The organism is Methylotuvimicrobium buryatense 5G (assembly GCF_000341735.1).
GTDB classification, from domain to species: Bacteria; Pseudomonadota; Gammaproteobacteria; order Methylococcales; family Methylomonadaceae; genus Methylotuvimicrobium; species Methylotuvimicrobium buryatense.
In genome coordinates, this window is sequence record NZ_KB455575.1 from 776,295 (window position 1) to 791,060 (window position 14,766).

The 14,766-nt window shown below is 48.4% G+C and carries 14 protein-coding genes; 7 read left to right on the forward strand and 7 right to left on the reverse strand.

Annotated features, from left to right (window positions below; all coding sequences use genetic code 11):
• Positions 1–465 precede the first annotated feature (465 nt).
• The 4 genes from mutL to ylqF all read left to right on the forward strand — a co-directional run bounded on the left by mutL (position 466) and on the right by ylqF (position 5,535).
• Positions 466–2,283: a DNA mismatch repair endonuclease MutL gene (gene mutL, locus METBU_RS0103570; protein WP_017839320.1), complete on the forward strand. Its 1,818-nt coding sequence runs from the start codon at positions 466–468 to the stop codon at positions 2,281–2,283.
• A 7-nt stretch (positions 2,284–2,290) separates the two neighbouring features.
• Positions 2,291–3,229 carry a tRNA (adenosine(37)-N6)-dimethylallyltransferase MiaA gene (gene miaA / locus METBU_RS0103575; protein ID WP_017839321.1) on the forward strand — a complete coding sequence of 313 codons (939 nt, stop codon included), beginning with the start codon at positions 2,291–2,293 and terminating at the stop codon, positions 3,227–3,229.
• A gap of 46 nt (positions 3,230–3,275) precedes the next feature.
• The gene (locus tag METBU_RS0103580) at positions 3,276–4,079 is read left to right on the forward strand and encodes a DUF2272 domain-containing protein (protein WP_017839322.1); all 804 of its coding nucleotides are present in this window, start codon (positions 3,276–3,278) and stop codon (positions 4,077–4,079) included.
• 535 nt (positions 4,080–4,614) lie between these two features.
• On the forward strand, positions 4,615–5,535 hold the full coding sequence (gene ylqF, locus METBU_RS0103585) for a ribosome biogenesis GTPase YlqF (protein WP_026130012.1): 921 nt from the start codon (positions 4,615–4,617) through the stop codon (positions 5,533–5,535).
• 130 nt (positions 5,536–5,665) lie between these two features.
• On the opposite strand, the gene METBU_RS23205 is transcribed toward ylqF, so the two are convergent.
• Positions 5,666–6,337 (reverse strand): DUF6655 family protein, encoded by a 672-nt coding sequence (locus METBU_RS23205; protein ID WP_017839324.1) that lies wholly within the window; start codon positions 6,335–6,337, stop codon positions 5,666–5,668.
• Positions 6,338–6,735: 398 nt separating this feature from the next.
• Between METBU_RS23205 and METBU_RS0103595 the strand changes: the two genes are divergently transcribed.
• The 3 genes from METBU_RS0103595 (at position 6,736) to METBU_RS0103605 (ending at position 8,068) form a co-directional block, all read left to right on the forward strand.
• Positions 6,736–7,296, forward strand: coding sequence for an IMPACT family protein (locus tag METBU_RS0103595; protein WP_017839325.1), 561 nt, complete (start codon positions 6,736–6,738; stop codon positions 7,294–7,296).
• Positions 7,297–7,542: 246 nt separating this feature from the next.
• Positions 7,543–7,815, forward strand: a complete 273-nt coding sequence (locus METBU_RS0103600) for a type II toxin-antitoxin system Phd/YefM family antitoxin (protein ID WP_026130013.1) — start codon at positions 7,543–7,545, stop codon at positions 7,813–7,815.
• A gap of 28 nt (positions 7,816–7,843) precedes the next feature.
• Complete coding sequence (locus METBU_RS0103605; protein WP_235726448.1) at positions 7,844–8,068, forward strand: Txe/YoeB family addiction module toxin; 225 nt, start codon at positions 7,844–7,846, stop codon at positions 8,066–8,068.
• A 51-nt stretch (positions 8,069–8,119) separates the two neighbouring features.
• Here METBU_RS0103605 and METBU_RS0103610 read toward each other — a convergent pair whose 3' ends face one another.
• From METBU_RS0103610 to lpdA, 6 genes are all read right to left on the reverse strand, one after another.
• Positions 8,120–8,872 (reverse strand): hypothetical protein, encoded by a 753-nt coding sequence (locus METBU_RS0103610; protein ID WP_017839328.1) that lies wholly within the window; start codon positions 8,870–8,872, stop codon positions 8,120–8,122.
• Positions 8,872–9,213 (reverse strand): hypothetical protein, encoded by a 342-nt coding sequence (locus METBU_RS0103615; protein WP_017839329.1) that lies wholly within the window; start codon positions 9,211–9,213, stop codon positions 8,872–8,874. The genes METBU_RS0103610 and METBU_RS0103615 overlap by 1 nt, the downstream gene beginning before the upstream one ends.
• 92 nt (positions 9,214–9,305) lie before the next feature.
• On the reverse strand, positions 9,306–10,268 hold the full coding sequence (locus METBU_RS0103620) for a phospholipase D family protein (RefSeq protein WP_017839330.1): 963 nt from the start codon (positions 10,266–10,268) through the stop codon (positions 9,306–9,308).
• Positions 10,269–10,697: 429 nt separating this feature from the next.
• The gene (locus tag METBU_RS0103625) at positions 10,698–12,062 is read right to left on the reverse strand and encodes an NAD-dependent succinate-semialdehyde dehydrogenase (protein WP_017839331.1); all 1,365 of its coding nucleotides are present in this window, start codon (positions 12,060–12,062) and stop codon (positions 10,698–10,700) included.
• A gap of 194 nt (positions 12,063–12,256) precedes the next feature.
• On the reverse strand, positions 12,257–12,646 hold the full coding sequence (locus METBU_RS0103630; RefSeq protein ID WP_017839332.1) for a hypothetical protein: 390 nt from the start codon (positions 12,644–12,646) through the stop codon (positions 12,257–12,259).
• 682 nt (positions 12,647–13,328) lie between these two features.
• Complete coding sequence (lpdA, locus tag METBU_RS0103640; RefSeq protein ID WP_017839334.1) at positions 13,329–14,765, reverse strand: dihydrolipoyl dehydrogenase; 1,437 nt, start codon at positions 14,763–14,765, stop codon at positions 13,329–13,331.
• Position 14,766 lies beyond the last annotated feature (1 nt).

The window sequence follows — 14,766 nt, forward strand, 5'->3', positions numbered from 1 at the left end:
CGTCCTTTGACGGCCACCCCTGCGCCGAATTTTGATATACGATGAGTATATAAACATAAATGAGCAGTTGAGGCTTCACCAGGCCGGTGAAAGTGTTGTAGATCCTTCATGCTTTGACTTGGCTCAGCACGAACGGTATACAACGCATGCTAACTGCTCTTTTCAGGATAAGAAGCACTTTATCCACGAAACACGCGAAAACACGCAGATTTTTGCTTGTTTTAATTGGCTTCCCACCTAAGGCGGCACTGCCATTAAGTTAAGGATTTTTCCGTTCGCCCTGAGCCTGTCGAAGGGTGAATGGAAAAATCCTGGGTCGATAAGTTAAGCCGTCCATGGTTCGACAGGCTCACCACGAACGGATTAACCTTAAACTGTTCCGCATTAAGTGAGTAGCCTTGTAATTCAAACTGACACGGCTTTGACCGATCGGCTAAAATAGCCGATTTGGTTTCAGACTGTTCAATGCGTATTCATTCTCTTCCGACTCAACTCGTCAATCAGATCGCCGCAGGCGAGGTCGTCGAAAGGCCTTCTTCGGTCGTTAAGGAGTTGGTCGAAAATTGCTTCGATGCCGGGGCTACGTCTGTTGCCATCGAAATCGAGCAGGGAGGCATGCGCCGGATCAAAATTCGAGACGACGGCTGCGGTATCGACAAGGATGACCTGCCGCTGGCATTGTCTCGCCATGCCACCAGCAAAATCGCAACGCTCGACGATTTGGAGCATGTTTCGACAATGGGTTTTCGCGGCGAGGCCTTGCCAAGCATTAGCTCGGTCGCCCGGCTGACGTTGATTTCCAGAACCGAGGCTGCCGATTGCGCGTGGCGAGTCGATGCGGACGGTTCCGAGCAAAATTTCGATCCGAAGCCTGACCCGCATCCTCAAGGCACGACCGTCGATGTGCGCGATTTGTTTTACAACACCCCGGCGCGCCGAAAATTTCTCAAAACCGAAAAAACCGAATTCGGTCATATCGAAACGCTGATTAAACGCATGGCGTTGAGCCGTTTCGATATCGGATTTGTCTTGACGCATAATCAACGCGGAGTGTTGAATCTGAAACCGGTCACGACCGAGGTACAGCGCGAACAGCGTATCGCCGGCATTTGCGGTTCGGAGTTTATCGACAATTCGGTCAAAATCGATTTCGAGGCTTCGGGTTTGCAATTGACCGGATGGGTCGGTTTGCCGACTTTCTCGCGAAGCCAGCAGGACATGCAGTTTTTTTATGTCAACGGCCGTTTGATCAAGGACAAGTTGGTCTCGCATGCGGTTAAACAGGCTTATCAGGATGTGCTTTATCACGGCCGCCATCCGGTATTCGTGCTGTATTTGAATCTCGATCCGGCTTTGGTCGATGTCAACGCGCATCCTGCTAAACTCGAGGTCCGTTTCAGGGAAGGTCGTCTAGTCCATGATTTTCTGTATCGGGCGCTGCATCGGTCGTTGGCCGATTTACGGCCGGGGAGTCAAGAACAACGGTCCAATCCGATCGAAGAATTCGTTCCGATGCCGCCGCAAACTCCGGAGCAGCCACCCGTCAAGCCGCAAGTCCAATTACAATCCAAGCCGAAGCAAAATACGCTGCCGCTGCATGTCGAGGAGGATATTCGCGCTTACGCCTCACTGTATCCGGCGGTCGAGCCGGAACCTGAAAGCAAAAGCCCCAAGCCCGCACCAGCCGGCGAAGAGTCGTATCATCCTTTGGGGTATGCCGTCGCGCATCTGCATAATATCTATATTCTTGCCGAAACGCCGAAAGGCATCATTCTGGTCGATACGCACGCCGCGCATGAGCGCGTCACCTATGAACGCTTGAAGCAACAATTCAATAACGGTAGCGTGCCGAGTCAGCCATTGTTGTTGCCGATCAAGATCGCGGTCAGCGCTGGTGAAGCCGATTTGGCCGAACAGCACCAGGATTTTTTCAATGCGCTCGGATTCGAATTGAACCGCTCGGGTCCTGAAACGATCGTGTTGCGTTCGGTGCCGGTATTGTTGGCCGGCGGCGATAGCGAGGCACTGATTCGGGACGTGTTGGCCGATATCATCGAGCACGGCTTGAGCACGCGGATTCAGGAAAAAGCCAATGAAGTTCTTGCGACGGTCGCTTGTCACGGCTCGGTCCGAGCGCGCCGCCGTTTGTCGATCGACGAAATGAATGCCTTGTTGCGAGACATGGAACGGACCGAACGCATCGGGCAATGTAATCATGGACGCCCGACTTGGGTCGAACTATCGACTCAGGAACTGGATAAATTTTTCCTGCGCGGACGGTAAGCGTATCGTGAACGAAAAAGCCAAACCCACGGCGGTTTTTTTGATGGGGCCGACAGCTTCCGGCAAAACCTCTTTATCGGTGCGACTGGCCGAAGCGCTCGATGCCGAGATTATCAGTGTCGATTCGGCGCTTGTCTATCGCGGTATGGATATCGGCACCGCCAAACCTACGGAGGCCGAAAGAGGCGGTATTGTGCATCATTTGATCGACATTCTCGATCCGAGCGAGGCATTTTCGACCGGACAATTTCGATCCCGAACGCTGGAATTGATCGCGGATATCAGCGCGCGCGGCAAATTGCCCTTGTTGACCGGCGGCACGATGCTGTATTTCAATGCGCTCAATCACGGATTGGCGCAACTGCCGACCGCCGACGCTGCGGTCAGGGCTGAACTGGATAAAGAGCTCGAACACATCGGCAAGGAAGCGATGCATCGGCGACTGGCGCAAGTCGATCCAGACTCCGCCGCGCGTATTCATCCGAACGATCCGCAGCGGGTGCAACGGGCGCTCGAGGTGTATCGATTGACCGGCAGAACCTTGACCGAATTGTTCAGCGAAGCAGAGACCCAGCCGCTTCCTTTTCGCGCGGTCAAATTGATCATCGCGCCGCAGGACCGAAAACTACTACACGAAATCATCGCAAAACGGTTTCATCAAATGTTGGAACAAGGCTTGGTCGAAGAGGTGGAAAAACTTTATCGGCGCGGCGATTTATCGGAAAAAATGCCGTCGATACGTGCGGTCGGTTACCGACAAGTGTGGTCGTATTTACAAGGCGAATACGAGCATGCCGAGATGACCGAGAAAGCCATCGCCGCGACCCGGCAATTGGCGAAGCGGCAGTTCACCTGGTTGCGTCGTGAAAGCGATGCTCACGCACTAATCAGCGGCGATCCGAAAGCATTGGACCTCGCTTTGCGGTATATTGTCGAGCCGGGTTGAGCCGTATTCTGGAGGAGCCGTGTCTAGACTTTCGATAGCTTGTAGGATGTGCACCGCGTACCTGTTGCAATGGATAAGACGCCCCGAATCTTTTCTACGATCGCTATTTTGGCTGCCGATACTGTTGATGTCCGCTTGCACGACACCGGTCAAGGACGGGACGTTTCGGATCATGTATCAAAGCGGTATGGATCCGGTTTTCGCGATTCCTTCGGTTCGGGAACGCATGATCTATTTGGCGCAACAGGAATGGTCTCTATTCGGACGTCCCATAGCCGACTATAACGGCGGCGAACCCGAATTGATTTTTACGGTAGACAATGAAGCGGCGCACGAAACCCAAGCACCTTATTTCTCCCGAGTCATTCTTTATTGGTACAACGCGACGCATTTGCCTTTATTAAATCACGAAGGTGAAGTTCGACCCTGGTCGGCTGCCTTTATTGTTTGGTTGGCGCGTAGCGCCGGTGTGTCGGAACAGGATTTGCCTTCGACTGTGCTGCATTGGGACTATATCCAACATTCGCTGTCGGCCGGAAAAAATGCCCGCTTTATCGCCCGCGACGCGCATTTTTTCAGTCCTAAACCCGGCGATTTGTTATGCGCGCCGCGCAGCGAAGTTTTTACGCAACAAGTCCAGTCATTCAAACAATTACGCAGAGGGCCTTATCATTGCGACTTGGTCGTGGCCAAAAACTACGATGCACTCGAAGTGATCGGCGGCAATGTGCTCGATGCGGTGTCGATGACGCGCGTGGAATTGGATGGCAAAGGTATTGTAAAGCCGACCCAAGAGCGCCCTTGGTTGATTGTTTTGGAGCAGAGGGAAGGGAATAAAGATGAAAGGTGAAAGGGGAAAGGTGAAAGGGGAAAGATGAAAGATGAAAGATGAAAGGTGAAAGGTGAAAGGTGAAAGGTGAAAGGTGAAGGGTGAAGGGTGAAAGGTGAAAGGTGAAAGGTGAAAGGTGAAAGGTGAAAGGTGAAAGGTGAAAGGTGAAAGGGGAAAGGGGAAAGGGGAAAGGGGAAAGGGGAAAGGGGAAAGGGGAAAGATTCCGCTGCCTTGCTTGGGAAAGCTATACTCGAAGCTCTAGCTTCGCGATATAGAGGCATAAAGTGGTGCTATATGTGTATCATCGCATGTACCGCGACATTCCTCGTTGCCAAACTCCAGCGTCCAGTAACGACAATAAGATAGGCAGAAGCCTGCGATACGAATGAACGGATCATTACGTGATTAAGCGGAGGTCTTGTCATCGATAAGCTTCAGATGCATTTGTGACAATTAGAATGGAAACGTTGCGAACGGTTTTATAACACCCGTTCGGAGCTTGAAAGATAAAAGGTGGGCTTGGTTTATGATTTTTATTGGAATTTGACGATTTATTATGCATATACAATGGTATCCGGGGCACATGCACAAGGCTGGGAAGGAAATCAGGGAGATTGCACCTCAGGTCGATTTGTTCATTGAAATTCTCGATGCGCGCATTCCGTTCAGCAGTGAAAATCCACTGTTGGCGCAACTTCGAAGCTCTAAGCCTTGCATCAAGGTATTGAATAAATGCGACTTGGCCGACTTTGATGCAACGCGGCAATGGCAAGGTTATTTGGAGCGCGAACAAGGCGTGAAGACGCTAGCGCTCAGTATCGAACAACCGGAAAAAATCAAGCAGTTGCCGGAATTATGCCGCAAATTGCTGGCTTTTGAAGAGTCGGATAATCGATTGATTCATGCGTTGATCATGGGCATTCCGAATGTCGGGAAATCCACATTGATCAATGCCTTGGCCGGACGAGTCATCGCTAAGACTGGCAATGAGCCGGCTGTCACTAAATCTCAGCAGCGCATCGCAATCGGAAACAATATCGTTTTGCTCGATACGCCAGGCATGCTCTGGCCGAATTTGGAAAATAAAAATACCGGCTACCGGCTCGCGGTGACCGGCGCGATCAAGGATACCGCGATCAAGCATGACGATATTGCGTATTTTGCCGCCGAATTTTTGCTTAAACTTTATCCGAATTGTCTAGTTGATCGATTCAAGCTCGATCCTCTTCCTAACAACGAGCACGACTTGATGCTTGCTATTGGGAAAAGCCGAGGTTGTTTGCGCTCCGGCGGCCGAGTCGATCTCGACAAGACCGCTAAGATATTGTTGTCCGAACTTCGTTCGGGGATGTTGGGCAGACTCACGCTGGAAACGCCGGCGATGATGGAACAAGAATTGGCTGAGTTGGCCGTGATTAGAGAGCAGAAGGCAGCGAAAAAGCAGATGCGAAAGCAAAAACACAAAGGTGCTCTTTAAGCTTAAATTCCGTAGTCAGTCCACAAAAATCACGAAATATACGAAAGTAATCATAAAGCATAACTATTTAAATATTTTCGTGGACAAAATGCCGTTTATAGGCTTAAGCAAGCCTTGGCTATCTTCAGGTCTAAAATTCGCCATTGATCAATAAACGTTCATGAAGCCTGAGACTTTCATGTTCGTCGCGGGCATTTTCCGGTACCAAATCGGAATCGGTCCAGCTGATTAATAACACCGTCCACTCAACGAATCGAGAAAAACCATAGCTTGGCTCAATAACACTTTCCAGCGTGCCTTCCTTGGCGTCATACACAGACAAGCCAATTTTGGCGATGCCTTCCAGTTTATTGTTGCCCAGTAAAACGATTTCCGGTATCGGAATGGTTCCCGTCAGCGGAATGGGGACGTTCAGGTCCGGTAGTCCCAGCCAACGGCTTTTGTGTTGATTGATCGACAAGGCGCCCAAACGAATTTCGATAATGGAATCGGCCTCCTTTCTATCCCTGACAACGGGGTATCCAAGAGTCAATAACTGGTTCTTGATCGCGCCTATGGCATATTTAGCATCGGTGCTGACGGTATCGAAATATTGAGTGTCCAGGAAGATTTTATGGTGTTTCGGTAAATCAATCGCTAATTTTTGCGCGGCGTGATCGGCAGCGGTGGAGAGTAGAAGTTGTTCGGTCGCGGTCCGCGCCGGCAAAGATTCCCTTACCGTCGAACAACCCGTTAAAGTTAGGGCGAAAATCCCGATGATGGAGCAATAATAGCGTAGGCAATAATTAAAAGGGGTAGTCATAATTGAACAAAGGTTGATCCTAAATTTGGCAGTCAGTCCACGAAAATCACGAAATAAACTAACGTAATCATCCGGTTACATATACCCATCGCACTTCAAATTTCGGCATTGACGCATGGAGATGTCGGGGTGTTCGGCAAAGGCTTTGACAGCAGGGATGCTGTCACAGAGCCTACATGGACGTATTCGCGGCGTCCTTTGACGGACCCCCCGGCGCCGAAATTTGACCAGCAAAGGGTATAAATCTCTTGAGTCACCCACGGGGTAAATAGCTTGAGTAGTATAACTAATTGAATATTTTCGTGATTTTTTGTATATCTCGTGGACAAAAATACTTTTTCTAGGTTTATAGCCAGGTGACGATTCGTTATTAAATCCTAAAGAAATCGAGAATAAAAATGCAGTACATCAAGTCGCGTCATACGATTGAAGACATCATCAAAAAATCGCGTTTTATCGGCGTCATTATACCTGTTGCCGATGAGCAGGAGGCTTTGCAATGTCTCAGGCAGTTGGCGGCCGACTATCCGGATGCCAGTCATATCGCTTTCGCTTATCGAATTCGGACGGAGCAAGTATTCATTTGTCGTTTTCATGATGCCGGCGAGCCGTCCGGCACGGCCGGCAAACCGATTTTTCAGCATTTGGAGGGCAAAGATCTCATCAACGTGTTAGTCGCGGTGATTCGTTATTTCGGTGGCGTGAAACTCGGCGCCGGTGGGTTGACGCGGGCTTACGGCAACGCCGCGAAGCATGTCATCGAGTCGGCGGAAATCGTTGATTATGTGGAACTGACAAGTGTCAGATTAACGCTTGCCTATCCTCAAATGCAGCAGTTCGAGTATCAACTCAAAAAGTTGGAAGGGCGAATTATTCAGCAGGATTTTTCCGAGCAGATCGATTTGCTGGTTGAATTACCCGCCGCCAACCAAGAGGCTTTGTTCAAGTTTTTATCGTGACTAGGTTTTGCTTCTTTCCACAGTTCCCGCTTTTGCGTGGCATAGGTTGACCTTAAGGATTCGCGCGAGAATGGGCAATAGTAACTATGGATTCGGTCATAAATAACTTCCCTATTTTTAACGCCGCCAACACGCGCAGCTTAGAAGTGAAGGCGAAGCCGCAACGAAAAAGCTGTCGCTGTGCTTGGCCTTGTTAGGGCACTTGACGTATACTTGTACGGAAACTCCGTACATCAAGGTGCCATCATGGATACAATCAGTGTAAACAAATTTAGAGACAACCTGAAGAGCGTTGTAGAACAAGTGGTTAGCAGGCATGAACCACTCAAGGTAACTCGACGAGCCGGAGAGGCATTCGTTGTAATGAGCGCCGACGACTGGGAGCGAGAGCAAGAAACGCTTCATGTTCTTCAAAGCCAGAGCCTCATGCAACAGATTGCCTACTCCCTTGAAACCCACAACCGTGGTAAAGGCTATATACCGACTGAAGAGCAAATGAATGAGATCACAGGTATTTGAAGGCAAATCCTGGGAAGCGTATGAAACTATGCGCGAGAAGGACAAACAATTGCACAAGGCTTTGTGTAAATTACTCAAGGAAATGCTGCGTTCAAACGACCCTGCTTCAGGTTTAGGGAGGCCTGAGCCACTTAAGCACAACCTCTCTGGCCTTTGGTCCAAGCGGATATCACAAAGAGATCGTTTGATATATCGGTTTGACGAAAGGTCCATTTATATCTTCGCTATTGGTGGTCACTACGATCAGCTCTAACGCCGCATTCAGCGGCTTGTCCGCTGCAATGCTTTGTTATGCGAACTATTTTTAGTCAGCAGCACGAGCTTTAATACTCTGAATCACTTTTTCTCGGAACTCTCCATGTCCGTGAGTTGCTCTCGGGTGAGCAATTCTAAAACATTCAATATTTGAAAATTCGCTATTAAATGGCCTAAACTCCCAGTATTTACCAGATATAACTTCGCCATTTTCATAGCCACTAAAGTGCTCTTCGAATAGATCCCTTATTACTTGATCAACACCAACAAAGCCAGCAGCAAAAATAATCACGTCTGGCCTCAAGCATTTTATCTGAGCTGCAAGAAGCTTTTTAGAAATTTCTGTTATTTCTTCTAGCTCATTTTTCGGGCGTGTTCTAGGGCTTTTTTTGTTGTAGTCCCAAGCAAATAAATTCCCATAAATAATTGACTTAGGGTTAATTTCAAGCTCCTTCGCCAGCCGAAAAAAGTACTGCTTAAAACGACTTCGAGTTTTTGTAATAACTTTCCCGTCCTTACTCACTGGTAGATGTATTTTGTAACGCCCAGTGGCCTCTTGCACAAGATCGGAAATTTTATTATTTTCAGAAAACTCTGCTATACGCTTGATTGTATTCTTTTGATTGTCTGTATTCCAACCAGAAGTTTCTCGGCCAACCAACATTATTTTTAGGCTAGAGTTCCAGTACTCATCAAACGGGGCAGGCAAGAATACACCAGAGTACTTATCTTCATTATGGTTAAATGAGTCAAATTTTAGCTCTCTTAAAATCCTACCATACTCATCAAGCAGCGCCTCCATTACGAGTCTCCTTTGGAAAGGTGAGTTGAGCCATCTGGCAACCATTCGATGCTCAAGTCACCACCAGCGAAGCGAACAATCCCTTCTTTTTTTGGCAACTCGTTACATTGGCCTCGGTGTGCAATAAAAACATCTAGAAGCTCAATCAGATGCAACTTGAAACCAGACTCCGTAACCTGATCGAAAATATCCTCTTCAAGTGTCCAAGACGTGCCACTCAAGCGGTCTTCATCATCTTCTGCACGGAAAACCACCTCACCTGTAACTTTCACAATGTCCGAATGTTGCTTAGCCAGCATGGCAAGGCGTGCTGCTTCAAAGTTTTTATCGAAATTCGACATAACTTTTCCCTTTTGCTCCTTTTTCTTTCAGCTTACGCTACCCGAACGACAGATTGTGTCGCAGAAGCGCATAACGCCATGGTCAGCTGGAGCTATTTGTTAGCACTCTTTATAACGTCTTGAATTTCGGCTCTTCCAAGCTCCGTAATCTCTCGTTCATACCAATCTCCAACTCTATTTTTAATCTCACTCTTGATTTCGTTGCTTAATCTAAATGGGCGCGTGTAACGTTTTTGCTTATATGAATAAATATAGTTAATCCCATCTTCATGGAGGATCCTATCGAATGAATAGAAATCTGCATATGACCCTTTGCTATTCATACAAAGTACAAGATCACCTTGGCTATATGGGAGATCTGCCTCGTCGCAGTCGTATGTAAAGAAATCCCGTAACATGGAAGCCGGTTCTTCATCTGAGTCCTCTTTCAGCAGTTTATGTGCTTCCTCAATGGTGTCTTTGGTATGTCTGGAGTCCCAAATTAAAACAGGTATTAGCTGATTTTCCTCTGCGGAAAGCCACTCATTTCCATCGCCTGCCCGTACAGATCTAGCTCTTCCGGCCTGCATACGGCGATGGTTCTCTCTGTACTTTTGGAGATAATCCTCAAAATGCGCTCCATCGCAACTAACTACATTGTTTGATGATTTAATTGCAGCCAATTCCTTTATATAGCTTTCCAATAGCGTCTTATTTTCTATTACAACGCACGTGTCTCGCATCAGACTCAAACCGGTAACAGTAAAATTGGCACTGCCAATTATTACCGTTTCCGGTTCTATCAAATAAAGCTTCCAATGAATGCTACTTTGATAGCCAAAATCGACAAACAGAGAGAAATTATCATTTGCAATGTTCTTACAATGATCAAATAAATCTGGAGATGAAAATGAGTTTATAGTTCCAATCAATAATTCCAACCTGTTTCCATGATCAAGCAGCAAGTCAATAACGCTTTCTGTACCGCTAGCGAATGCAGAGACAATGGTAACTTCTCGCTCACGAATATCCTCAAGGAAAGAGGCGAGATTTTCTTCGTTATTTAGGATTTTCATAAAGCATCACAGACTGGTTGACTTTAGGTGCTAACAAATTATTGTCCCGACCGGGCTAACATACGGCTTTTCCTGCTTTATTGTCAAGAATGCTGCTTCAACGCTAGATGCTCTAAACAGTATAACCTATTTTTCATTCATGATAAACCGATCGGGATAATTCCAAAGCCACGTTTTGAATGACCGCAATTACCAACTCAATCGACAGTCAAACATCTAAATTAAGAGACCGGTTTGGGTCGTATGCGAACCCTCGACCCATAAAGCAAGTAACCATCCACATAGGAGTTGCTGTAAGATTTAGCAAAGCGCCGACCGGCGTAAGGTTTGGGGATAGCTGCCTGTTAGTTTGAGTATAGATGCTTGATTGCCAGTCCTGGTACCCGTTTTGCGTCGTCTTTCCAAGGCTCCTCGCAATGACAGTAGTAATCATTTAATCCAGATCGTCTTGGCATTCACAAACTCGCGAATACCATGATGCGATAACTCACGCCCATAACCGGAACGTTTGATACCACCAAACGGCATCCGCGGATCGCTTTTTACCAAGCCGTTCACAAATGCCGCACCGCATTTTAGCTGCCGCGCCACGCGTTCACCGCGCGCGTTGCTTTGCGTCCAGACACTGCCGCCTAGGCCGAAGTCGTTGCGGTTGGCAATAGACACTGCATCATCTTCATTCTTGGCGCGAATCACGATTGCGACCGGGCCGAACAGTTCTTCGTGCCAGGCACGCATACCGGGTTTAACATGATCAATAATGGAGGCTTGGTAATAAGCACCACTGCCGGCTTCCGGTGCACAACCGGTGATAACCTTCGCGCCCGCCTCGATGCTTTCAATCACCTGCTTATGTAATTCATCGCGCAGGTCATGGCGCGCCATTGGTGCCAGGGTGGTATCTACACTCATTGGATCACCCGTACGCAGATCTTCTACAGCGGCTTTGAATTTTTCCAGAAATGCATCGGCAATCGCATCCACCACGATAAACCGCTTGGCCGCGATACAGCTCTGGCCACCATTCATATAACGCGAGGTCACACCCTGCTTTACTGCCAGTTCCAAATCGGCATCATCCAGCACGATAAAGGCATCCGACCCGCCCAGTTCCAGAACGGATTTTTTAATATTCGCACCGGCTGCTTCCGCCACCGATTTTCCGGCCGGCTCACTGCCGGTCAAGGTCACAGCCTTGACTCGTGGATCATCGATCACACCACGTACCTGTACTGATCCGATCATCAGTGTCGTGAAGACCCCTACGGGAAAGCCGGCCTCCTTAAACACAGATTCAATTGCCTGCGCACACTGCGGCACATTCGAGGCGTGTTTCAATAATCCGGTATTACCCGCCACCAGTGCCGGAGCCGCAAAGCGAAAGACCTGCCAGAATGGGAAGTTCCATGGCATCACCGCCAGGATGATCCCCAACGGCTGATAAGCGACCAGGCTCTTGGCGGCGTCGGTTTCGATATGTTCATCTTCGAGGAACCCCGGCCCGTGTTCGGCATAGTACTCACATACCCAGGCACACTTCTCGATCTCACCGCGCGATTCCTTGATCAGCTTACCCATTTCCTGGGTGATGATCGTGGCCAGCTCTTCTTGACGTGCCCGCAAGACCTCTGCTGCCTTATGCATCAGCGCACAACGTTTTTTGATCGGCGTGTCGGCCCACGGCCCGGCTGCCAGTTCGGCAACATCCATTGCCTTGGACAACCGGGACGCTTCCCAGTTGTCCAAGGTCAGTATAGTGCTACCGTCAACGGGGTTGATTGCATGAAAGGCCATTGGCTGCTCCCTGAGTCAATAAAAGTTTGCTATGCTGCATTATTAAATGGACTTGGATTCAATATTACGAAATAACCATGAGGAGTAACGTGACACGAAGAATTAGATCGTCGATTTTATAGCCTTTTCTTCATTGTCTTCATGATGTATTCGCCAATACTTTCAAAGTTTAAGAGTCGTGGGAAACTGAAACATTACAAGGCGAAATTCAAAAGAGTCAGTCCGACCCATACGAAACCGATCGTTGTTATCGCAAAACTGACAATCGTATAAGCTTTCCAAATGGGTTTATCCCAAAAATTGGGGTCGAAAGCCGCGATAACGAAAACGCCGGGATTAGTCATTCCGCCGATGACGACAAGCCAGCAGGCCAAAACCGGCAGCGGAATTTTTACCGCATAAAAAGCTAAACAAAACAGTGCCATCAGTACAAAATCGACATGGGCTCTGACCATCGTTTTATAGTCTTTTAGAAAGCCGCCGTCGATGCCTTCGATAGGAAACCATTTGGCAAAGGTCATGAGCCATGCCGAGGCCAATACCGCGAAAATCATTAATACGGCTCCGATAAGTAATATTTCCATGTTATTGCTCTTTAGTTTTAAGTTAAGTTAAATAGAAGTTTAAAGCGGAAACTATTCGGTCCGCTTCTGTTTCGCGGACTGGCTGCTGAATTACTGTGAAAGTTCGTAGATTTAGACCCTTTTATCTAATCTTTCGATATGCAACATAATGTCGGTTTCGAAGAGAGTGCGTTCTAGTCGCCGTCGAGCCTACACGGACGTATTTACCCAGCACCTAAATTATCTCTGTAATCAATCATGGCGAATAGGCTATGGAATTTAAGTGCTGGGTACGGCGTCCTGTCTGACGAGTGTTCGCACCCTGCACGCCTCAAGCTTTCATCGTCCGGGGTGATGAAAGCTTCTTCATGAACGTTACTGTGAAAGTTCGTAGATTTGGTCTCTTTATCTAATTTTTCGATATGCAAAAGCTCAGCAACGAAAATGCCGGTTCCGAAGAGGGTGCGGTTGCTCGACTGACAGGCGTCGGCGGCAGGGACAGCCGCCGTCGAGCCTACAAGGACGTATTCACGGCGTCCTGTCGGGCGAGTAACCGTACCCTCCCCACACGCCCGAACTTTCATTTGTTGGGGCGATGGCCGGGCCTTCATGAACGTTAGGTTAAAGGTTCGAATATATAGACTAAAGACGTACGCCCAACCTGTTTGTTCTCGGCTTTTATATTATTTGCCAAAAAACCATATCAAGGAAGATGCAAGGATCGGTTTTCTATTGCTAGTGCTGCCTCATGCAAGACTTCCGAAATGGTGGGATGGGCGTGTATGGTTCTAGCTAGGTCTTCGCCGCTGGCCGAGAATTCCATCGCTAGAACCGCTTCGGCAATTAATTCGGAAGCATTGGCTCCGATGAAGTGTATGCCTAGAATCAAGTCGGTTTCCGCATGTGTGATGATTTTGACCAGACCTTCGGTTCTGTCGATCGATTCGGCCCGGCCATTGGATTTCAATGTGAATGTGCCGGTACGATATTTTTGCCCAATGGCTTGTAGTGCTTGTTCGGTTTGTCCGACCCAGGCGATTTCAGGGTCGGTATAGATGACGCTCGGCATGATGTTATAGTTGATCGGATTGTGCCGGTTGGCGATATGCTCGGCTACGAATACGCCTTCTTCTAAGCCTTTATGCGCCAGCATCGGCCCAAGCAAGGTTAAATCGCCGATCGCATAAACGCCGGGGACCGTTGTGCAGCAGTTTTCGTCGACATGGATATACCCGTTTTCATCCAAAAGCAGTTCGGCTTCGGGGGCTGCAATATTTTCCGAATTAGGCTTTCTACCCGTAGCTACGATCAGTTTGTCGAGTCGTAGCGTATGGCTGCCTTCTGGATTTTGATAGTCCACGACGACCTTGTTATTAGTTTTTTTAGCCGAGGTGACGCGAGCTCCCAAACGTAAATCCAAACCTTGTTCGGAATAGATTTTATAGGCCTCTGCTGCGATTTGGTGATCGACGATCGGTAAAAAAGATTCTTGCGCCTCCAGCAAAATCACTTCGGAACCCAAGCGTTTCCATATTCCTGCAAGCTCCAGACCGATGACACCCGACCCGATGATTCCGAGTCTTTTGGGAATATTGGTCATGTTAAGCGCATAGGTCGTATCGACGATAAACTCGTTGTCGATCGGCGCACACGGGAGCTCGATGGAAGTGGAGCCGGTTGCCAGTATTATGTTGGGCGCATTGAGTATGATTGGTTTGGCGCCGTCGGCGGGTGATACGCTGACCTGGTCGGCGTTGAGTAGCTTGCCTTGGCCATGATAATAATTGATTTTTTTTTCGGCGAAAATATTGAGGATTTGCCGGCTTAATCGCGCTACTTTTTCATTTTTTCGGCCTATCATCTTCGACAGGTCCAGCTTTATGTTGTCGACCGATATGCCGTGATCGGCAAGCCCATGCCGCATTAAATCGTAGATCTTGGCCGACTCGAGCAGCGCCATCGAAGAAACACAGCCGGCGTTGATATAAGTCCCGCCCAGACAAGGATCGCCATCGATATTGGTCCAATGATCAACACAGGCTGTTTTCAGCCCCAATTGGGCGGCTCGGATCGCGGCGACATAGCCGGCAGGGCCGGCGCCGACTACGATAACATCATAAGTTGATTCGGGTTTTGACATG